Origin of the sequence: Salmonella sp. SJTUF15570, from assembly GCF_043357055.1 — a bacterium.
GTDB classification, from domain to species: Bacteria; Pseudomonadota; Gammaproteobacteria; order Enterobacterales; family Enterobacteriaceae; genus Salmonella; species Salmonella enterica.
The window spans coordinates 100,863-122,224 of sequence record NZ_JBEUKJ010000001.1; the positions used below are offsets into that span (position 1 = coordinate 100,863).

The following is a 21,362-nucleotide window of genomic DNA, read 5'->3' on the forward strand; positions in this document are numbered from 1 at the left end:
TGCCACCCTGATAGCGGCTATGACCGCGCCAGAGCGTTAATCACGGTTTCCATAGCCTGTTTTTCTAACGCGCTACGTTGGATGCGTTGATTCGCCAGCGCGGTTCTTAACACGCCCGCAATAACAATATATTTAGGCTCCTGCCCCAGATCGCGCATTTCCAGCACGACCTTGCCCACCACCCGGCACATCTCGCGGTACAGTTCGTCATCTTTTGTCGGTTTTGTCATACGTTTTACTCGTCGCCAGCTCAAACCAACAGAATATAACAGTCTTCTCAATTAAACAAAATTTGATGCAAATCAAAGAAATAACGCAGTTTATTATTCATGGCTCATACGTTGTTCGTATTCTGGTCTCTGGCGAGGCCATTTTTTCGAAACGCCTAATCAGTTCCGCCAGGCTACCGGCCTGCATTTTTTCCATGACTCTGGCGCGGTGCACCTCTACGGTGCGCACCGCGATATTCATCGCTTCCGCAATTTCACGGTTCATAAATCCTTTTGCCACCAGGCTGGCCAGCTCACGCTCTTTCGGCGTCAACTGCTGGTAACACAGTATAATCTCACGGCGCGCCACCGCTGCCGATGAAACCGTCAGCGCACGCTCCAGCGCCGCCTGTAGCGGTTTTACCGATACCGGTTTTTGCAGAAAATCGACGGCGCCGCGTTTCATCTGCTCCACGGCCATCGGTACATCGCCATGCCCGGTAAGAAAAACAACCGCCAGGGTACTTCCGCACTGGCGCAACGCATCATGAACGCCCTGCCCATCCAGTACCGGCATTCGCATATCCAGTAATACGACTCCGGCCTGATACAGACTGGCCTGCGCCAAAAAATCCGCCCCCTGCGTCCAGCATTTTACGTCATATCCCAGACTTTCCAGTAAAAACGCGCACGCGTTAGTGACCGCCGTATCATCATCCAGTAGATGAATTGTCGCCATCCCTGCCCCCATGTTCATGTAAGAAATGTATCGTGACCACCGTTCCCGACAGACCGTCCGGCGCGGTCTGGTTCCTGATGCTGATATCGCCCCGCCCATACCGCACCAGCCGCTGGCAAATCGCCAGCCCTAAGCCCATCCCCTCTTTACGGGTGGTCATAAACGGCTGAAACGCCTGACGTAATAGTGCCTCATCGATTCCCCCGGCGTTATCCTGTAAAACAATACTGATGCCGTTTTCAGTGCGTTCAGCAACGACCCATAAATGGGTGGCGCCCGCCTGAGCCGCATTAAGAATGATATTCGCCAGCACCTGTTCCAGCAGCATTGACGGCAGCGTTACGCGCAGCGCAGCGCTAACCTCGGTATGCAGAGTCACTGTCGGAAACTGTTGCGCCATACGCAACAATTGCCAGACATGATCAATCGCCTCGCGAATGGCTATGGCCTTCCACGCTTCGGTTAGCACCGGGTTGCCCTGCGCCTGGCTAACCCAGTGACGCAGGTTACGCAGAGTATCCGCACCGCGTTGCGCCTGCTGGTCAATCTGCTCCAGCGCCGGCAGCAAGGGATGCTGTTCATCTGCAGCGCGCAGTCGAATCAGGCACCCCTGGGCATAATGTCGAATCGCGGAAAGCGGCTGATTAAGCTCATGGGCAAACCCGGAGGTCATTTCACCCAACACGCTCATTTGCCGGGCGGTTTCCAGCGCCCGCTCATGCTGATGAAGAACTACGCTATTACGTTCCAGTTGCTTTCCACGTCGACGCACCAGCAGCATGACCCAAATATAATTGAGCGTGAGCAACAGGAACGCCAGAATCACGCCGCCGACCATTAGCTGGTGCTGGATTAACCAACTTTTGACATCCAGCCACAGTCGACGCTGCTGAGGGTGCTGACGAACATCACGCAGCAACGCTTCTACCTGACTGGTCGACGCTGGCGCGCCCCAGTGAAATGACGCGGCGGCGGGCGCGTTGAATAGCGCTCGCGTTACGCGATCCGCCAGCGCATCGCTTACCGCAGGTAGCGCCGCGAACGACCAGTCAGGATATAACGGCGTACTGGTTAAGCAAGGCAGGGGCGTCGGTCGGGCAAGCAGCGCGATAAAGTCCTTTTTATTAATCAATCCTTCCTGATCCATATTTTCTAACAGGCACACTGGCACAATTGCCGCCTGCACCGCTTTTTCGCGCAGCATATAGATTAAGGCATCGCCAGGAAATCCGGTAAAACGAAGATGAAAATCGCGCTCCGGGCGTAAGCCCGCGTCGCTGAGCGCTTTATAGCCTAATAAATAGCCGCCAAACGCCTGAGCATCAATCGCGCCGACTGTCTTACCGATGAGATCATGCGCCGTGGTGATGCCGCTATCGCGCCGGGTCAAAATCACGCTGCCAATAACATTACTCACCGCTTTCCCATCGCGCGTGGAGCGCAGGGAAGCTAACCAGCGGAGCGGCGCATGGCTGTTCAGTTGGACAAATTGCGCCGGGTTGGTTATCACAAACTGCACGGTTCCCTGGTTAACGGCCTCCTGCATTTGATGCAGATCCAGCGGCTGGATGTGAAAGGTTTCGCCTGGAAGCTGTTGGCTTAATGTCTTTGCCAACGGTTGCCAGTGGCTACGCGTAGACGCCTCGCCGCGCATGGCCAAAATACCGATATTCCACGTCCCTGCCCACGCGCCATGACAAAGTAGCCCTACTGCCGCCAACACCGCCAGGCGCCTTACGGTTTTACCTCTCACCCCAATATCCCTGTCAATTATGTTGTTTTAGATCAACAACAAGCCGGGTATGTGGTTAACCACAATAGAGCGCACCCCGCCTCGATTTTTACACTGTAAATCATCGACATTTTTTATTCATTACACATGAACCAACATCGTGACAAATGTTTCATTGTTGGCAATGTGGACGGGAGTCAATATGGACAGCAGTAAACGGCAATTTCTCCAGCAGCTCGGCGTCCTGACCGCTGGCGCCTCGCTGGTTCCGCTGGCTGAAGCGAAATTTCCTTTTTCGCCGGAGCGGCATGAAGGCTCTCCCCGACACCGTTACGCCATGCTTATCGACCTGCGGCGTTGTATCGGCTGTCAGTCCTGTACCGTAAGTTGCACTATTGAAAACCAAACGCCGCAGGGCGCGTTTCGTACGACGGTGAACCAATACCAGGTCCAGCGTGAAGGTAGTCAGGAAGTCACGAATGTGCTATTGCCGCGTCTGTGCAACCATTGCGATAACCCCCCCTGTGTGCCGGTCTGCCCGGTACAAGCCACCTTTCAGCGGGAAGATGGCATTGTGGTGGTGGATAACAAACGCTGCGTCGGCTGCGCCTATTGTGTCCAGGCGTGTCCTTACGACGCCCGATTTATCAATCATGAAACGCAAACTGCCGATAAATGCACGTTTTGCGTCCATCGTCTGGAAGCCGGGCTGTTACCCGCTTGCGTAGAGTCCTGCGTCGGCGGCGCGCGTATTATTGGCGATATCAAAGATCCCCATAGCCGCATCTCCACCCTGCTTCATCAACATCGCGACGCTATCAAGGTATTAAAGCCGGAAAACGGCACGTCGCCCCATGTTTTCTACCTGGGTCTGGACGACGCCTTTGTCACCCCATTAATGGGCCGTGCGCAGCCCGCGCTTTGGCAGGAGGTCTGAATGACGCATTCACTCATCATTGAAGAAGTGCTGGCTCACCCGCAGGACATTAGCTGGCTGCCGTGGGCGGTACAATATTTCTTTTTTATTGGCATTGCCGCCTGCGCCGCACTGTTTGCCTGTTATCTTCACTGGCGGAAAAAAGACGCCGCAACAGAAGAAAATCGGGCATTACTGATTGCCATTACCTGTGCGATTACCGCACCGCTGGCGTTGACGGCGGATCTGCACCAGACCGCCCGCGTCTGGCATTTCTATGCCTGGCCGACGCCCTGGTCGTGGATGCCCTGGGGAGCGTTGTTCCTGCCGCTGTTTACCGGATTTCTCGCTCTGTGGTTCCTGGCGCAGCAAATAAAACGATTACTCAATAAAAGTTACAACGTCACTAAATGGTTGGCGTTAGCCAGCGCGCTTTGCGCGGTGGGCCTGTTGATTTATACCGGCCGCGAAGTCTCCATTGTGCTGGCGCGCCCAATCTGGTTTAGCTACGCCTTCCCCGTGGCGATGTTTCTTAGCGCCTTACAGGCGTTCTTCGCGCTGATGATTGTCGCCGCCCGACGCGACTCGGTAAGGCTGCCAAAAATATTGTGGGGACAACTCTGGACGCTGGCGGCGCTGGGACTGGTGGTGGCTATGTGGGTTAGCGGCGATACGCTTTCCGGCACGGCAATCCGTCAGTGGATTACCGTCGCCCTGTCAGCCAAATATTACGCTGTCGGCTGGGTGGCGCTGTGGGTATTCACACTGCTGTTCTGTAGCCTGGCGCTACGCCATCCGTTATCGCAGCTAAGACGCGTCCTGCTGGTTCTGAGCGCGCTGGCGCTATGTTGGCTGATGCGCTGGACATTGTTGATTCAGGTACAAACCGTCCCCAAGTTCAACGCGCAATTTAACCCTTACTCGTTACCAGGCGGAACGGATGGCTGGCTGGCTATTCTCGGCACCTTCGGCCTGTGGATAGCGCTACTGATTATTATTCGTGAAACGCTGAACGGACTCACCAGGAGATTACAACATGGCTAATTTAACCCGTCGTCAGTGGCTAAAAGTCGGTCTCGCCGTCGGTGGGATGGTCACTTTTGGTCTGAGCTACCGTGATGTGGCGAAACGCGCAATTGATGGCCTGTTAAACGGGACGTCCGGCAAGGTAACGCGCGACCGCATCTTTGGCAACGCGTTAATTCCGGAGGCGCAGGCGCAAACACACTGGCAGCAAAATCCACAACAAACCATCGCCATGACGCAATGCTTCGGCTGTTGGACACAGTGCGGTATCCGCGCCCGGGTTAATGCCGATGGCAAAGTGATACGCATCGCCGGCAATCCCTATCACCCCTTGTCGCAGGAACACCCGATTGACTCGTCCGTCCCTTTTAGCGAAGCCATGGAGCAACTGGCGGGAGAAAGCGGTCTTGACGCCCGCTCAACCGCCTGCGCGCGCGGCGCCACGCTGCTGGAAAGCCTGTACAGTCCGCTACGACTGCTTGAACCGATGAAACGCGTGGGTAAACGCGGCGAAGGGAAATGGCAGCGCATCAGCTTTGAGCAACTTATTGAAGAAGTCGTGGAAGGCGGCGATCTGTTTGGCGAAGGTCATGTGGACGGACTGCGCGCTATTCATGCGCCGGATACGCCAATTGACGCAAAGCACCCCAGTTTCGGGCCCAAAACCAATCAGTTACTGGTCACGAATACCAGCGACGAAGGCCGCGATGCGTTTCTGCGTCGTTTTGCGCTAAATAGCTTCGGCAGCAAGAATTTCGGCGCGCATGGCGCCTACTGTGGACTGGCTTACCGGGCCGGCTCCGGGGCATTGATGGGCGATCTGGATAAAAACCCGCATGTCAAACCCGACTGGGAAAACGTGGAGTTTGCGCTCTTTATGGGCACCTCCCCGGCACAGTCCGGCAATCCGTTTAAACGCCAGGCACGTCAGTTGGCGAGCGCCCGACTGCGTGAGAATTTTCAATACGTCGTGGTCGCCCCCGCCCTCCCCTTATCAACGGTGCTCGCCGATCCTCGCGGTCGCTGGCAACCGGTCATGCCCGGCAGCGATTCGGCGCTGGCAATGGGGATGATCCGCTGGATCATGGATAATCAACGTTATAATGCTGATTATCTGGCGATTCCCGGCGTACAGGCGATGCAGCAGGCCGGCGAGCAAAGTTGGACCAACGCCACGCACCTGGTCATTGCGGATGAACTGCCGACGCTTGCCGGACAACACCTGACGCTGCGCCATCTTACGCCCGATGGCGAAGAGACCCCCGTCGTGCTGAATACCGACGGCGAGTTGGTCGATGCGTCCACTTGCCGACAGGCACGGCTTTTCGTGACGCAGTACGTTACGCTCGCCGACGGCCAACGGGTCACGGTGAAGAGCGGGTTGCAACGCCTGAAAGAGGCGGCAGAAAAGCTCTCGTTGGCGCAATACAGCGAACAGTGCGGCGTACCGGAAGCGCAAATTATCGCGCTGGCGGAAACCTTTACCAGTCACGGACGTAAAGCCGCGGTCATCAGTCACGGCGGCATGATGGCCGGCAATGGGTTTTATAACGCCTGGTCGGTCATGATGCTTAACGCGCTGATCGGCAACCTCAGCTTGTCCGGCGGCGTCTTTGTCGGCGGCGGCAAATTCAACGGCGTTAGCGACGGCCCCCGCTACAACATGAACAGTTTTGCCGGAAAAGTGAAACCGTCCGGGTTAAGTATTGCCCGTAGCAAAACCGCTTATGAAGCATCGGAAGAATACCGCGACAAAATTGCCGGCGGGCAATCCCCTTATCCAGCCAAAGCGCCGTGGTATCCCTTTGTGGCAGGCCAGCTTACCGAACTGTTGACCTCCGCGCTCGAAGGCTATCCTTATCCGCTTAAAGCCTGGATTTCCAATATGAGCAACCCGTTTTACGGTGTTCCCGGTCTACGCGCCGTGGCGGAAGAAAAGCTAAAAGACCCTCGCCGACTGCCGCTCTTTATCGCGATTGACGCCTTTATGAATGAAACGACGGCGCTGGCGGATTACATTGTGCCGGATACGCACAATTTTGAGAGCTGGGGCTTTACGGCGCCCTGGGGCGGCGTAGCCAGTAAAGCCACTACCGCCCGCTGGCCGGTTGTCGCCCCCGCCACTCGCCGAACGGTGGACGGGCAACCTGTCTCAATGGAAGCATTTTGTATTGCGGTAGCAAAACGGCTCCGTCTGCCCGGCTTCGGCGACCGGGCGATAACCGATCCGCAGGGCAATACTTTTCCACTGAACCGGGCGGAAGATTTCTATCTGCGCGTAGCCGCTAATATCGCCTTTATGGGCAAGACGCCGGTCGCGCTGGCAAATCAGGAAGATATTTCGCTTACCGGCGTCAGCCGCATTCTGCCAGCAATTCAGCACACGCTTAAAGCTGATGAGGTCGGTCGCGTGGCGTTTATCTACTCGCGTGGCGGCCGGTTTGCGCCCGAGGATAGCGGCTATACGGAGCAACGGTTAGGTAACGCGTGGAAAAAACCCTTACAGATCTGGAATGCAGATGTCGCCGCCCACCGTCACGCCATCACCGGGGAGCGCTTCAGCGGTTGCCCGGTCTGGTATCCGGCGCGTTTGTCAGATGGTCGTGCGATTGACGACCAGTTTCCCATTGGGCAATGGCCGCTGAAACTGATTTCATTTAAATCAAATACCATGTCCAGCTCAACAGCCGTCATCCCGCGCTTACACCATGTGAAGCCAGCAAACCTGGTGGCGCTGAATCCGCAAGACGGCGAGCGTTATGGACTGCAACATGGCGATCGGGTACGGATCATTACGCCGGGCGGTCAGGTCGTGGCGCAAATCAGTTTGTTAAATGGCGTGATGCCAGGCGTCATCGCCATCGAACACGGATATGGCCACCGCGAGATGGGCGCAACGCAGCACTCTCTGGATGGCGTGCCTATGCCGTATGATCCACAAATCAGGGCAGGCATAAATCTTAACGATCTGGGCTTTGCCGATCCGACAAGAACCATTACCAACACCTGGCTCGACTGGGTTTCTGGCGCGGCGGTACGTCAGGGGCTGCCGGCAAAAATCGAGCGTATATAACCCCAGGGCCGGAGAGCGATATCGTCTTATTTCGTCGAGGGTAGCGACTGATAAGCGAACGCTGTCCGGCTGCATATACTCACTGAATCGTGCAAGCCCAACTATTTTACGTTCACCCTGTCATATTACATAGAAAATATATGACAACACTCACAAAACTATTTTCCCCTTCTGTAAGCAATTAATATTTAACACATTGGCTGCGCTTCTGATTATTGACATTCATTTGGGGTTACTTCCGGTTGACCGCATAATCTGTGATTGAATTCACCGCATGACAACATTGCCATAAATACAATTCAACTCACTACCCGGAGGCAATATGTTTAAAGAAGAAAGACGTCATGCCATCATCAATTTACTGATAAAGGATAATAGTGTTAGCGTCAGTAAACTTTCAGACCTTTATAAGGTTAGCCAGGAGACTATTCGTTCCGATCTACGCTATTTCCAGAAATCAGGTATGCTTCAGCGTTGCTATGGCGGAGGAATTTTAAACCGTGACGCGCTGAGTAAGCTTATCACTGAAAATAAGATTGATATTTCCAGCACTATCGCCACGCCAATCCATCAGGATGCAAAACTGCGCCGGGAAAACACAAAAAAAGCAGGCAAGGTGTGTGTTTTAGGCTCATTCAATATTGATGTTTCAGCAACCGTGCCGTGGTTTCCACAAAGCGGAGAATCCATTCTGGCCAGTCAATTTGGATTCTATCCTGGCGGTAAAGGAGCCAACCAGGCTTTAGCGGCAAACAACGCTGGCGCTGCGGCACATTTTATTTTTAAAGTGGGCAAAGATCAGTTCAGCGCATTTGCTATGAATCATATTATTCAATCAGGCATCACCTCATACAGCGCGTATCAAACAGATAAAGCACCCACCGGTAGCGCATTGATCTATGTCTCCGCCGTAGATGGCGATAATATTATCGCCATCTACCCTGGCGCCAATATGATGCTCACCACACAAGAGATTAACGAGCAACACCGTTATATCGCCGAGTCTGACGTTATGTTAATGCAGCTCGAAACGAACATTGAAGCGTTGACTGAATTTATTCGCCTGGGCAAACAAGAAAATAAAATGATCATGCTGAATCCTGCCCCCTATACGAAACAGGTGACGCATTTATTATCTGATATTGACATCATCACGCCGAATGAAACTGAAGCCTCTTTTTTATCCGGCGTAACCATTACTGATATTAATGATGCGAAAAAAGCCGGAAATATTATTCTGCAATCCGGGGTGAAAAAAGTCATTATTACCCTTGGCGCCCGTGGTTCTCTGCTCTGTGAGCACGCCCGCACGTTGTATATTCCTGCGTGGAGCGCCGTGGTAAAAGATGCCGCCGGGGCCGGTGACGCTTTTAATGGCGCCTTAGCCGCCGCGCTGGCGCGACAAGCAGATATGGTCGCAGCCATTCAATATGCCTCCGCTTTCGCTTCTCTGGCGGTGGAACAAGTCGGTGCGTCGAGTATGCCTCAGCACTTGCAGGTTTTACATCGAATGCGTACCCAATCTAATAAAGTCATTCACATTAATTAACAGGTGACATAATGAAAATTTTATTTATTGGCGAATCCTGGCACATTCATATGATTCACTCTAAAGGTTTTGATAGCTTTACATCGAGCAAATATGAAGAAGGTGCAGACTATTTATTATCCTGCTTACGCCAGGGTAATATCGATGTGGACTACATGCCTGCCCATATTGTGCAAACTCGTTTTCCACAAACCGCCGAAGCATTAGCCTGCTATGATGCGATCGTCATCAGTGATATCGGTAGCAATACGTTCCTGCTACAAAACAGAACGTTTTATAATATGGACATTATTCCTGATGCATTACAACTTATCGCCGATTATGTTGCTGAGGGCGGCGGTCTGTTAATGATCGGCGGGTATTTATCCTTTACGGGAATAGAAGCAAAAGCCAATTATAAAAATACGGTTCTGGCGGAAGTATTGCCGGTTGATATGCTGGATGTAGATGACCGCGTAGAACTACCGCAAGGATGTAAAGCAGTAAATACTGCGGTAGAGCATATTATTACCCAGCCATTTAGCGAATGGCCGCCGCTGTTGGGCTATAACAAGCTTATCGCCAAAGAAAATAGTCAGGTCCTTGCTGAAATTAATGGCGATCCACTGTTAGTTATGGGTACTTACCATAAAGGGAAAGTATGTTGCTTTGCCAGTGATTGTTCACCGCACTGGGGAAGCCCGCAGTTTCTGCAATGGGAACAGTACGCCACCTTCTGGTGTAATGTTTTACACACAATAAAAAAATAATATTACCCAGGCGAATATAAATTTCGCCTGCCCTGCCACACACTGAGTCATTAAGAATATGAATGATACTTATCTCTATGGCGAAATGTTTTCTGAAAACATATTGACAAGCTATCGGATTTATGGAGACAGAAAATCATTACTCACGCCGCTCATTATCCTTCATGGCGGCCCTTCTGGCGGCTTTGATTATTTATTAAATTATCGCCGTCTGGCTGATGACGGGCGCATGGTAATATTTTACGATCAATATGGCTGCGGTCGTTCAACGCATTTTCCTCATGCTGACGCGTCTTTCTGGACTATTGCGCGTTATCTCCGTCAATTAACCCAATTAATTCATCACCTGGGTATTGGACACGGGTATTCGATACTGGGACATTCCTGGGGCGGAATGCTTGCCGCAGAGCACGCCTGCTTACAGCCTGCCGGGCTTCGCGGGACGATACTGGCCAGTTCGCCGGCCAGTATCGCCCTGTGGCAACAGGAAGCCATACGGCTCTTTAACGCTCTGACGCCAATGTCCGATGACGATATCAAAAACGTCATTATGCCCGCCGTCATTTATCAAAACCCACCGGAACAGCTGGTCGCTTATTATGCCAGGCACGTTTATACCCTCGCGGAAGAAGCCGTTCATGTTCAGCGATCTAATGCGCAGTTCGCCGCCGACCCTACGGGTTATCACATTTTATGGGGAACCAATGAACTGGCGGCAAATGGCAAACTTGCCGACTGGGATATTACGCCCCATTTGTGCCAGATACGCTGTCCTGTTCTGGTACTGCGCGGCGAAAACGATCAGGCAACCGAGCGCGTCGTCTCTCCGCTGCTCTCTCACATTTCAGACTGCCGCGCGGTCACTATTCCCGGCAGCAGCCATAACCCGCATGAAGAAAATATCGCGCCCTGCCTCGCAGCGGTAAGCGCGTTTTTACGCGATCTGGCATAAAAAGCCATTAAGGTATTTATCATGAAAAAAGTCAAAAAATTGTCTCTTACCGATTTAGTGCTTTATGGTCTGGTGTTTATGGTGCCTATCGCGCCAGTCTCTCTTTATGGCGTCGTTTATAATCTTTCGCACGGTATGGTTGCGCTGGTTTATATTATTGGCGCGATCGCGATGTTTTTTACCGCGTACAGCTACTCTACCTTATCGCAGCATATCTCCTCGTCGGGTTCGGCCTATGCGTATGCTGGCGTATGCATTAATCCCGCCGTAGGGTTTCTGACCGGATGGATATTACTGCTGGATTATCTTTTGTTCCCTACGCTCGTGGCAGTGCTGGGCGGCGTCGCGGTCCACGCTATTTTACCGCAAATCCCGGTCTGGGTCTGGCCGTTGATTTATGTGGCTATTGGCACCGGAGTCAACTATCTCGGGATACAGCAAACGGCGAAATTCGATAAGTTACTGGTCTTTATTCAACTCGGTATTCTGGCGATTTTCGTGCTACTCATTGTCCGTCTGATGCTGCTGGACAGTAGTCAGATAACGCTTTCCTTCCGGCCTTTTTTCGATTCACAGTGGTTCACCCCAGGGCTCATCGCGACGGCGATTTCGGTGGCTGCGCTGAACTTTCTCGGCTTTGACGCTATCAGTACATTAAGTGAAGAAAGCGAAGGCGGGGGACGCGCCGTCAGTAAAGCAACGCTGTTGGCGTTAGTTTTGGCGACGGTACTGTTTATTATCGTTGTGGCGTTTGCGGCGTTCGCCACCGGTAATGTCGACCGCTTCGCGGAAGGCAATGCGACGAATGAAGCATTTTTCACCATTGCCGGCAACGTTGGCGGTATCTGGCTCAAAGTGGCATTTTCCATCATTGTGGCGTTTGTGTGCGCCGTCGGCAACATTATTACCGCGCAAACGGCGGTGTCCAGAGTGCTATTTTCAATGGGGCGCGACCGAATGTTGCCCGCCTTCCTCGCTCACGTCCATACCACGCGTAAAACGCCGGATTATGCCATTCTGTTTACCGGCGGCGTCACCCTGCTGCTCAGCTACCTGTTTTCCGGCAAGATTGAATCTATCTCCACGCTGGTGAACTTTGGCGCGCTTTTCGCTTTTTTTGTCGTGAACCTGTGTGTGTTTATCCTGTTCAATTTCCGGATGAAAGCCCAGCGGCGCATTTTCGCCCATGTCATTTCGCCGATCATGGGGATGATCGTCATCGGCTACGTCTGTTTAAACATGAACATTCACGCTCTGATACTCGGAATTAGCTGGGCGGCGATCGGGATAGCGATTCTGTGCTATCGAAAAGCACACAACCAAAACATCGCCATCGACCTGGAAGGCAAAAAGTTGCTCGATTGACATTATGCGCAACAACACCCACTGTTGCGCAACGCCGCCCCTGTTCGGGCGGCGTTATCGCCAGCGACATCGTAAACAGCGTAATAACAAACCGTTGTGGATCTGCACAGATGTCTTTTGAAACAGGGTTTTCATTTTCCTTTTTTGTAAATTTCAGCGTATAATGCGCGCCAATTGTCTCTTGAATGGTTTCAGCGCATTGGACTGTAAAACTCAACGACTAAAATTATCCCCTTCCCGTTGGGCTGAAACGCGAGCACACATTCCTCTGCACGCTCTTTCGATGTCACCTATCCTTAGAGCGAGGCATCATCACTTTAGCAACACAGGCTTAGCTTCCGGGCCGTGCGCGCCCGAAGCCAGATTTCCATATCCTCCTCAACTTAAAGACTAAGACTGTCATGAAAAAGACGAAAATTGTTTGTACTATCGGTCCGAAAACCGAATCCGAAGAGATGTTAAGCAAAATGCTGGACGCGGGCATGAACGTGATGCGTCTGAACTTCTCTCATGGCGATTATGCAGAACACGGTCAGCGTATCCAGAACTTGCGCAACGTGATGAGCAAAACTGGTAAAAAAGCCGCTATTCTGCTTGATACTAAAGGACCAGAAATCCGCACCATTAAACTGGAAGGCGGTAACGACGTTTCGCTGAAAGCGGGCCAAACCTTCACTTTTACCACCGACAAATCCGTGGTCGGTAATAATGAAATCGTTGCCGTCACCTATGAAGGCTTCACCAGCGACCTGAGCGTTGGCAACACCGTCCTGGTTGACGATGGTCTGATCGGTATGGAAGTGACCGCCATCGAAGGCAATAAAGTCATTTGTAAGGTGCTGAACAACGGCGATCTGGGCGAGAACAAAGGCGTTAACCTGCCGGGCGTTTCTATTGCTCTGCCGGCGCTGGCTGAAAAAGACAAACAGGATCTGATCTTCGGTTGCGAACAGGGCGTTGACTTTGTTGCGGCATCCTTTATCCGTAAACGTTCTGACGTTGTCGAAATTCGCGAGCATCTGAAAGCCCACGGCGGCGAAAACATCCAGATTATCTCTAAGATCGAAAACCAGGAAGGCCTGAACAACTTCGATGAAATTCTCGAAGCTTCCGACGGCATCATGGTTGCGCGTGGCGACCTGGGCGTAGAAATCCCGGTTGAAGAAGTGATTTTTGCGCAGAAAATGATGATCGAAAAATGTATCCGCGCACGTAAAGTCGTGATCACCGCGACTCAGATGCTGGATTCTATGATCAAAAATCCGCGTCCGACCCGTGCAGAAGCAGGCGACGTTGCGAACGCCATCCTCGACGGTACGGATGCGGTTATGCTGTCCGGCGAATCCGCAAAAGGGAAATACCCGCTGGAAGCCGTTTCTATCATGGCGACCATCTGCGAACGTACCGACCGCGTCATGAACAGCCGTCTGGACTACAACAACGACAGCCGTAAACTGCGCATTACGGAAGCAGTATGCCGCGGCGCGGTAGAAACCGCCGAAAAACTGGAAGCGCCGCTGATCGTGGTAGCGACCCAGGGCGGTAAATCCGCTCGCGCCGTGCGCAAATACTTCCCGGACGCCACCATCCTGGCATTGACCACCAATGAAGTGACCGCCCGTCAGTTAGTACTGAGCAAAGGCGTGGTATCGCAGCTGGTGAAAGAAATCAATTCTACTGATGATTTCTACCGTCTGGGCAAAGATGTCGCCCTGCAAAGCGGCCTCGCCCAGAAAGGCGACGTCGTAGTGATGGTCTCCGGCGCGCTGGTTCCAAGCGGCACCACTAACACCGCCTCTGTTCACGTACTGTAATAATTGTTGTGTGAATTAATTTGTTTAAAAAAGCGCCCTTCCGGCGCTTTTTTTATTTAATCGATAGCCACTATTAATAAAAAAATCAAATCGGATTTTACTATCTAATTGCGGATTATCTAAGAAGAATCCGATGGAAGCCCCCTGTTTTCTTTCGGTTTTTTAGGGACTTTCATGCATTTCGATGCTTCTTTGAGCGAACGATCAAAAATAAGTGCATTCCCATCAAAAAAATATTCTCAACATAAAAAAGTTTGTGTAATACTTGTAACGCTACATGGAGATTAACTCAATCTAGAGGGTATTAATAATGAATCGTACTAAACTGGTACTGGGCGCGGTAATCCTGGGTTCTACTCTGCTGGCTGGTTGCTCCAGCAACGCTAAAATCGATCAGCTGTCTTCTGACGTTCAGACTCTGAACGCTAAAGTTGACCAGCTGAGCAACGACGTGAACGCAATGCGTTCCGACGTTCAGGCTGCTAAAGACGACGCAGCTCGCGCTAACCAGCGTCTGGACAACCAGGCTACTAAATACCGTAAGTAATAGTACCTGCGTAATAAAAATGGCGCACATCGTGCGCCATTTTTTTTACCTATATAACCACACAAAATACAAGGTTATTGTTATGAACCGCACTAACAAACTGATCTTAGGTGCAGTAGTTCTGGGTTCCACGTTACTGGCAGGTTGTTCCAGCAACGCTAAAATCGATCAGTTGTCTTCCGATGTACAGACGCTGAGCGCTAAAGTTGAGCAACTGAGTAATGACGTAAATGCAATGCGTTCCGACGTTCAGGCTGCTAAAGACGACGCAGCTCGCGCAAACCAGCGTCTGGACAACAAAGTAGTATCCCACGTCCGTTAGTAATTTGACGCACGATATAAAATGGCGCACATCGTGCGCCATTTTTTTGTCCGTCGTTTGCGCGAAGGCTACTGCGTGACGCGCGTTTGCCCCTCTTCCCCGACAAAACCGTTCTGAGCGGATTCGACTGCGGTCGTATTTACCGCTGGCGTCTGCCCGGCGCTCACGCTGACTGGATACCCGGCTCGCCGGTATAGCGCCTTATCGACCAGGCGACTATCCACCCCTTGTGCGTTTCTGAACGCGGTAAATTCCGCAGGCAACACATAGGGCATTGTCTGCACGTTTTGCTCTTCTTCCGGCGATAGCGGCCTGTGTACCTCTACATAACGAATGCCATTCGGCTCGACAGAGAATTTCACCGGCTGGTTAATCACTTTTACCGGCGTCCCCGTTCTGACCTGCGCAAATAACGCCTTGATGTCCGGCGCGTTCATGCGAATGCAACCGGAACTCACGCGCAGACCCACGCTATCCGGCGCGCTGGTGCCATGAATGAGATATTCCCCATTACCGTGCGCCAGACGCAGCGCATAGCGTCCCAGCGGGTTATTTGGCCCGGCAGGGATCACCGGTGGCAGCGTGATCCCCCGCTCAAGCGAACGTTGGCGTATGCCCGCCGTCGGCGTCCACGTCGGGTTGGGGATCTTTTGCCCTATCCGGGTGTCCATGACGGGAGTTTCCAGTCCCTGCAAACCGATGCCGATGGGATACACCTGAACGCGGTTTTCTCCCGGCGGGTAATAATACAACCGTAGCTCCGCGAGGTTGACGATAACGCCTTCCCTGGGCGCATCCGGCAATAGCATCTGCGAGGGAATGGTAATTAGCGTACCGGGCTTAGGCACCGGCGCAATCGTATTGTTCGCTTCAAGAATGAGCATCGCCGCCGTATCAAAACGCCGGGCGATAGCCTGCAGGTTTTTATCACCTTCCTGTACGGTATAGGTTTGATTCTGACCAATAAGACGGCTGCCTTCGGGCGGTAATGGATAATCAACCGCCCAGGCTGCCTGTAACGCGCTATACGCGCCGATAATAGTTAGCGTAATGAAAGACGCACGTTTCATACCAAACCTCCTGTATTCCTGGTGATGCCCTCTGCGACGACTGGTAGCGCTTCGCTTATCAGAACAACAAAATATACGCTCTGTCCACTCTGGATAAAGCGACGTCGCCGTCCGACAAAGGATTTGACATCAGGTAGAACGCTGTCTGTACAGTTTAGCTAAGAGTGGCGGCCTTAGCGCGAATTGCGCGAATCATTGCTTCCAGCCCCTGAGAACGAGAAGGCGTGAGGTGCTGCGTAAGCGCCATTTTTTCGAACCATGGCCGGACATCAAAATGTACAATATCCTGCGCCGTCATCTGGTGGTACAAAATAAATACCACCGCCATAAGGCCTTTAACGATCGCCGCGTCGCTGTCGCCCTGCAATTCGATAATGCCGTTGGCGTTTCGCCGCATCACGATCCACACCTGGCTCTGACAGCCATGAATCGTATTTTGCGGATTGCGATCCTGCGGATTTAACTCCGCCAGGCGCTGCCCCAACTCAATAATATATAAATATTTCTCTTCCCAATTAGCGCAACGCGTAAAGTTACGCAGCAATTTTTCTTTATCCGGTAACGCAGCCATAAAACCTCACTGTTATCCCAACAAGCGGTGGATACGCGTTAATCCTGCCACCAGTCGGTCCACTTCTTCATGGGTGTTATACATCGCCAGCGAAGCCCGGCACATTGCCGGCACGCCATACCAGGCCATGAGCGGCATTGCGCAGTGATGTCCCGTTCGTACCGCGATACCGTAATTATCAAGAAAGCTGCCGACGTCGTAAGCATGGTGTTTACCCAGATTAAACGCGATGACGCCCAACCGCTGCGCCGGACCATACAGCGTGATATCAGGCACCTGCGCCAGTTGCTCCAGCGCATAGCGCATCAGCATCTGCTCATAATCGCCAATCTTATCCAGTCCCAGCGACGTCACATAGTCAATCGCCGCGCCGAGACCGATGATGCCGCCAGTATTCGGCGTTCCCGCCTCAAAACGCCAGGGCGCTTTCGCCCATGTCGTTCCCTGTGTCAGGCTGACGGTCGAGATCATCGACCCGCCCCCTTCCCACGGCGGCATTTCTTGCAGCAACGCCTCTTTAACATACAGAATGCCGATGCCGGTCGGCCCGTAAAGTTTATGGCCGGAGAAAACGTAAAAATCGCAGTCCAGCGCCTGGACGTCAACAGCATGGTGCATCACGGCCTGGGCGCCATCCACCAGCACTTTCGCCCCATGCTGGCGCGCCAGCGCAATCATGTCCGGCAGTGGGTTTTCCGTCCCCAGCACATTGGAAACATGGGTAATGGCCAGCAGTCGGGTCCGGTCATCGAACAGCGCAGCTAAGGTCTCCAGCCGCAGCGTACCGTCAGGATGCAATGGGATCACGCGCAGTTCGGCGCCTTTGCGCTCGCACAGCATCTGCCAGGGAACGATGTTGGCGTGATGCTCCATCTCGCTGATAATAATGTTATCCCCGGCGCGAATATTTTCCGTTCCCCAACTGTTGGCGACAAGGTTAATGCCCTCCGTCGTACCGCGCACGAACACCAGTTCTTCTGCGGAGCGGGCGTTAATAAACCGCGACGCCTGCTTACGCACATTCTCCATGCTTTCGGTCGCCTGCGCGCTTAACGTATGGATACCCCGATGTACCGCAGCATAGCCGTGACGGTAGAAGGCAGATTCAGCATCAATCACCTGATTAGGTTTTTGAGCGCTGGCTGCGCTGTCCAGGTAAGCCAGCGGCAGGCCGTTAACTTCACGCTGCAGTATGGGAAAATCCGCCCGTACTTTTTCTACAGGAAATGTCATACCAGGCCTCCGGGCAGTCGCTGGCCGATTCGCGCCAGCACCTGCTGTTTAAGGGCGCTATCATGGATAGCTTCCGTTAACTCTGCGGCAAACGCGTAAAGAATCATGTGCCGCGCCTCCTGCTGTCTGATGCCGCGTGATTGCAGATAAAACATCTGCTCATCGTCAATACGCCCGATCGTCGCGCCGTGGCTGCACTTCACGTCATCGGCATAGATCTCTAATTGCGGTTTGGTATCGACTTCAGCCAGTTTCCCCAACAACAGGTTATTATTGGTCATCTGGCCGTCGGTTTTAATGGCGTGTTGCGCCACGTTAATCAGGCCATTAAAGACCGCGCGTCCTTTGTCGCTGACGATGGTCTTGTGCAACTGGCGGCTGTTACAGTAGCCTTTGTTATGTTCCAGCCATGTCCGCGTATCGCAAACTTCATTTTTCACCGGCATCGCCAGACTATTCAGTCGAAGCGTCGCGTTTTCACCATTCAGTTGTGAGCTGCTGTGGTGACGTAGTACTGCGGCGCCCAGCAGAAAACTGTGGCTAAACGCCGAGGCGTCTGTCGCCAGCAGAAGATCGTTATGCGCAAAGTGATAGCTGGACGCATTTTCAAACGCCAGTTTGATATGACGCAGTTGCGCATTGTCTGCAACGTTCATCGTCAGACGCGCGCCGGTAAAATGTTTTGCCGCTGTAAGGCTGACATAATGCTCAATAACCGTCGCTTCCGCGCCTTCCGCCAGCGCCAGATGGTGGCGATAATGCGCGGTGTTCAGCTCGTCGCCATCCACGCCCTGCGTGATATGCATTAACAGTAGCGGCCTGGTCGGACGCTGATTTCGCCGTACCTGTATATACGTGACACATTGTGCCAGGCTTTCCGTCAGATGCAGAAAAACCTCGGGATGTACCGGCGCGGCAAGCGTCTGGCGCTCATCCCTGACTCTTACGTCAAATCCGCTGTTTTGCGTGCTATCACTGAGCTCTGGCATAAACCGACCATCGACAAACACCAGCCGCACGGCATCGATTTGCAGCGCCAACGCATCACGCTGTGCGGCGCTGATAGTCGCACACTGCTGGATAAACTGGCTATGGGTTAAGCCCTCCAGCGGCGTGTATTTCCAGTCTTCATGTTTACGCGTCGGCAATCCCAGACGTAACATCTGTTGTAAATGTTGTCTTGCCTGCTCAGTTCGACTTTCTCCTTTTTCTTCAAAGAGATGTTGCCATTGCTGTAGCGCTTTACTGCTGTTCGGTAAGCCAGCCATAACCCTGCTCCTCCAGTTGTTTGACCAGAGTAAAATCGCCGGAACGGACAATTCGCCCCTGATAGAGGACATGGACGTAATCAGGCTTGATGTAGTCCAGTATGCGCTGATAGTGGGTCACGATAATAAAAGCGCGTTTATCGTCGCGTAACGCGTTGACGCCTTCCGCCACAATTTTCAACGCATCGATATCCAGTCCGGAGTCCGACTCATCAAGGATGCACAGTTCCGGCTCCAGCACCGCCATTTGCAAAATATCATTGCGCTTTTTCTCCCCGCCGGAAAAACCGACGTTTACCGAACGGGTCAGCAAATCTTCCGGCATTTTCAGCAATGCGATCTTCTCTTCCATCAGATCCTGAAAATCAAAGCGATCCAACGACGCCTGCCCGCGGTAGGCGCGCACGGCATTCAGCGCGGTTTGCAGGAAAAACTGGTTACTGACGCCGGGGATTTCTACCGGGTACTGGAAGGCCATAAAAATCCCTTCGCCCGCCCGTTCCTCCGGCGACAGTTCAAGCAGATCTTTACCTTTGAACGTAACCGAGCCGCCGGTGACCTCATAATCTTCACGTCCCGCCAGAGTGGCGGAGAGCGTGCTTTTCCCGGAACCGTTCGGCCCCATAATGGCATGAACTTCGCCGGGGCGAATCTCCAGATTCAGGCCACGCAAAATCGCTTTTTCTTCCACACTGACCTGTAAATCTTTAATGCTTAACATGGTTTTTCCTTCATCATTAACCGACGCTGTGCTCAAGGCTAATCGCCAGCAGTTTTTGCGCTTCAACGGCGAACTCCAGCGGTAGTTCCGAGAAAACGTCTTTGCAGAAACCGTTGACGATCATCGAAATAGCGTCTTCTTCGCTGATACCGCGTTGCAGACAATAGAAAAGCTGATCTTCACCGATGCGTGATGTTGTCGCCTCGTGCTCCAGCTGCGCGCTGTTATTGCGGCATTCAACATACGGGAACGTATGCGCGCCGCAGTCCGCGCCAATCAACATGGAGTCGCATTGGGTGAAATTTCGGGCGTTGGTTGCCGTCGGCATAATTTTTACCAGCCCACGGTAGCTGTTCTGGCTGTGGCCGGCAGAAATGCCTTTTGAGATAATGGTTGAGCGCGTGTTTTTACCGATATGGATCATTTTGGTGCCGGTGTCAGCCTGCTGATGTCCACTGGTCAGCGCAACGGAATAGAACTCGCCGATAGAATTATCACCGCGCAGGATACAGCTCGGGTATTTCCAGGTAATCGCCGAACCGGTTTCCGACTGGGTCCACGACATCTTGCTGTTTTCCCCTTCGCACAACGCCCGCTTGGTCACAAAGTTCAGAATGCCGCCCGTGTTGTTGTCGCCCGGGAACCAGTTTTGTACGGTGGAATATTTTACTTCAGCATCTTTATGGATGATGACTTCCACTACCGCGGCGTGGAGCTGATAACTGTCGCGTACGGGCGCGGAGCAGCCTTCGATATAACTCACATAGCTGCCTTCATCCGCCACCAGAATCGTGCGCTCAAACTGACCGGTTTTCTCGGCGTTAATGCGAAAATAGGTGGATAACTCCATCGGGCAACGCACGCCTTTGGGAACATAGATAAATGTCCCATCGGAAGCGACTGCCGCATTCAGCGCGGCAAAAAAGTTATCGTTCCCCGGCACGACGGTGCCAAGATATTTCCTGACCAGGTCAGGGTGATCGTGTATCGCTTCGCCAAAAGAACAGAAAATAATGCCCTGTTCCGCCAGTTTTTCACGGTATGTGGTCGCTACGGAGACCGAGTCAAAAATCGCATCGACGGCGACCTCTTTCCCTTCGCGAACCGGAACGCCAAGCTGCTCGAAGGCGTCTTCAACCTCTTTACTCAAAAAGGTATTCGCGCCCGTTTGCTGTACGGCTCCCGGCTGGGAAACGCAGCTATCGTCGCAGTTTCCGCATGATGGCGCAGAGTAATAGCTGTAGTCCTGATAGTTCAGTTTATCGTAGTGCGCCTTCAGCCAGTGCGGTTCATCCATGTCCAGCCAGGCTCTATAGGCATTGAGACGAAATTCCAGCATCCACTCAGGTTCGTTACGCTTTGCGGAAATCGCGCGCACCACCTCTTCGCTGATGCCTTTTGCCAGTTCATCAGTGGGTAGTTGCGTGAAAAATCCTTCTTTGTAATTAAGGCGTCCGCCTGTCCAGATGCCGACCTCTTCCGTTGCTTCAGTGTTACGAGACATAG

General features: G+C 52.7%; 19 protein-coding genes. 10 read left to right on the plus strand and 9 right to left on the minus strand.

Annotated features, from left to right (window positions below; genetic code table 11):
• Window positions 1-17: 17 nt before the first annotated feature.
• The 3 genes from fumD to ttrS all read right to left on the minus strand — a co-directional run bounded on the left by fumD (window position 18) and on the right by ttrS (window position 2,701).
• Complete coding sequence (gene fumD / locus ABVN44_RS00560; RefSeq protein ID WP_000165779.1) at window positions 18-230, minus strand: fumarate hydratase FumD; 213 nt, start codon at window positions 228-230, stop codon at window positions 18-20.
• A 97-nt stretch (window positions 231-327) separates the two neighbouring features.
• The gene (gene ttrR, locus ABVN44_RS00565) at window positions 328-948 is read right to left on the minus strand and encodes a tetrathionate respiration response regulator TtrR (RefSeq protein WP_000190927.1); all 621 of its coding nucleotides are present in this window, start codon (window positions 946-948) and stop codon (window positions 328-330) included.
• A complete protein-coding gene (ttrS, locus tag ABVN44_RS00570; RefSeq protein WP_077248401.1) occupies window positions 923-2,701 on the minus strand; it encodes a tetrathionate respiration histidine kinase TtrS in 1,779 nt (592 codons plus the stop codon). Before ttrS ends, ttrR begins: the two co-directional genes overlap by 26 nt.
• A 181-nt stretch (window positions 2,702-2,882) precedes the next feature.
• Here ttrS and ttrB point away from each other — a divergent pair, with 181 nt between their 5' ends.
• The 10 genes from ttrB to ABVN44_RS00620 all read left to right on the plus strand — a co-directional run bounded on the left by ttrB (window position 2,883) and on the right by ABVN44_RS00620 (window position 14,993).
• Window positions 2,883-3,617 carry a tetrathionate reductase subunit TtrB gene (ttrB, locus tag ABVN44_RS00575; RefSeq protein WP_023206656.1) on the plus strand — a complete coding sequence of 245 codons (735 nt, stop codon included), beginning with the start codon at window positions 2,883-2,885 and terminating at the stop codon, window positions 3,615-3,617.
• Complete coding sequence (gene ttrC / locus ABVN44_RS00580; RefSeq protein WP_000149774.1) at window positions 3,618-4,640, plus strand: tetrathionate reductase subunit TtrC; 1,023 nt, start codon at window positions 3,618-3,620, stop codon at window positions 4,638-4,640.
• Window positions 4,633-7,695, plus strand: coding sequence for a tetrathionate reductase subunit TtrA (ttrA, locus tag ABVN44_RS00585; protein ID WP_048348855.1), 3,063 nt, complete (start codon window positions 4,633-4,635; stop codon window positions 7,693-7,695). Before ttrC ends, ttrA begins: the two co-directional genes overlap by 8 nt.
• Before the next feature lie 322 nt (window positions 7,696-8,017).
• Window positions 8,018-9,244: a PfkB family carbohydrate kinase gene (locus ABVN44_RS00590; protein ID WP_000471822.1), complete on the plus strand. Its 1,227-nt coding sequence runs from the start codon at window positions 8,018-8,020 to the stop codon at window positions 9,242-9,244.
• 11 nt (window positions 9,245-9,255) lie between these two features.
• Window positions 9,256-9,993, plus strand: a complete 738-nt coding sequence (locus ABVN44_RS00595; RefSeq protein ID WP_023232085.1) for a glutamine amidotransferase — start codon at window positions 9,256-9,258, stop codon at window positions 9,991-9,993.
• A 58-nt stretch (window positions 9,994-10,051) separates the two neighbouring features.
• Window positions 10,052-10,945 (plus strand): proline iminopeptidase-family hydrolase, encoded by an 894-nt coding sequence (locus ABVN44_RS00600; RefSeq protein WP_001000508.1) that lies wholly within the window; start codon window positions 10,052-10,054, stop codon window positions 10,943-10,945.
• A 21-nt stretch (window positions 10,946-10,966) separates the two neighbouring features.
• On the plus strand, window positions 10,967-12,310 hold the full coding sequence (locus ABVN44_RS00605; RefSeq protein WP_000756089.1) for an APC family permease: 1,344 nt from the start codon (window positions 10,967-10,969) through the stop codon (window positions 12,308-12,310).
• Window positions 12,311-12,711: 401 nt separating this feature from the next.
• Window positions 12,712-14,124: a pyruvate kinase PykF gene (pykF, locus tag ABVN44_RS00610; protein WP_000751447.1), complete on the plus strand. Its 1,413-nt coding sequence runs from the start codon at window positions 12,712-12,714 to the stop codon at window positions 14,122-14,124.
• A gap of 310 nt (window positions 14,125-14,434) precedes the next feature.
• A complete protein-coding gene (gene lpp / locus ABVN44_RS00615; protein ID WP_001082307.1) occupies window positions 14,435-14,671 on the plus strand; it encodes a murein lipoprotein Lpp in 237 nt (78 codons plus the stop codon).
• 82 nt (window positions 14,672-14,753) lie between these two features.
• The gene (locus tag ABVN44_RS00620; protein ID WP_039590634.1) at window positions 14,754-14,993 is read left to right on the plus strand and encodes a major outer membrane lipoprotein; all 240 of its coding nucleotides are present in this window, start codon (window positions 14,754-14,756) and stop codon (window positions 14,991-14,993) included.
• 68 nt (window positions 14,994-15,061) lie between these two features.
• On the opposite strand, the gene ABVN44_RS00625 is transcribed toward ABVN44_RS00620, so the two are convergent.
• The 6 genes from ABVN44_RS00625 to sufB all read right to left on the minus strand — a co-directional run bounded on the left by ABVN44_RS00625 (window position 15,062) and on the right by sufB (window position 21,360).
• The gene (locus ABVN44_RS00625) at window positions 15,062-16,063 is read right to left on the minus strand and encodes a L,D-transpeptidase family protein (RefSeq protein ID WP_000817060.1); all 1,002 of its coding nucleotides are present in this window, start codon (window positions 16,061-16,063) and stop codon (window positions 15,062-15,064) included.
• A gap of 154 nt (window positions 16,064-16,217) precedes the next feature.
• Window positions 16,218-16,634 carry a cysteine desulfuration protein SufE gene (gene sufE, locus ABVN44_RS00630; protein WP_000729470.1) on the minus strand — a complete coding sequence of 139 codons (417 nt, stop codon included), beginning with the start codon at window positions 16,632-16,634 and terminating at the stop codon, window positions 16,218-16,220.
• Between the two features lie 12 nt (window positions 16,635-16,646).
• Entirely contained in the window at window positions 16,647-17,867 is a 1,221-nt protein-coding gene (gene sufS / locus ABVN44_RS00635) for a cysteine desulfurase SufS (RefSeq protein ID WP_000143859.1), read from the minus strand.
• Window positions 17,864-19,135 carry a Fe-S cluster assembly protein SufD gene (gene sufD / locus ABVN44_RS00640; RefSeq protein WP_023232086.1) on the minus strand — a complete coding sequence of 424 codons (1,272 nt, stop codon included), beginning with the start codon at window positions 19,133-19,135 and terminating at the stop codon, window positions 17,864-17,866. The genes sufS and sufD overlap by 4 nt, the downstream gene beginning before the upstream one ends.
• The gene (gene sufC / locus ABVN44_RS00645) at window positions 19,110-19,856 is read right to left on the minus strand and encodes a Fe-S cluster assembly ATPase SufC (protein ID WP_000948902.1); all 747 of its coding nucleotides are present in this window, start codon (window positions 19,854-19,856) and stop codon (window positions 19,110-19,112) included. The genes sufD and sufC overlap by 26 nt, the downstream gene beginning before the upstream one ends.
• 16 nt (window positions 19,857-19,872) lie before the next feature.
• Complete coding sequence (gene sufB / locus ABVN44_RS00650) at window positions 19,873-21,360, minus strand: Fe-S cluster assembly protein SufB (protein ID WP_000089383.1); 1,488 nt, start codon at window positions 21,358-21,360, stop codon at window positions 19,873-19,875.
• Between the last annotated feature and the right edge of the window lie 2 nt (window positions 21,361-21,362).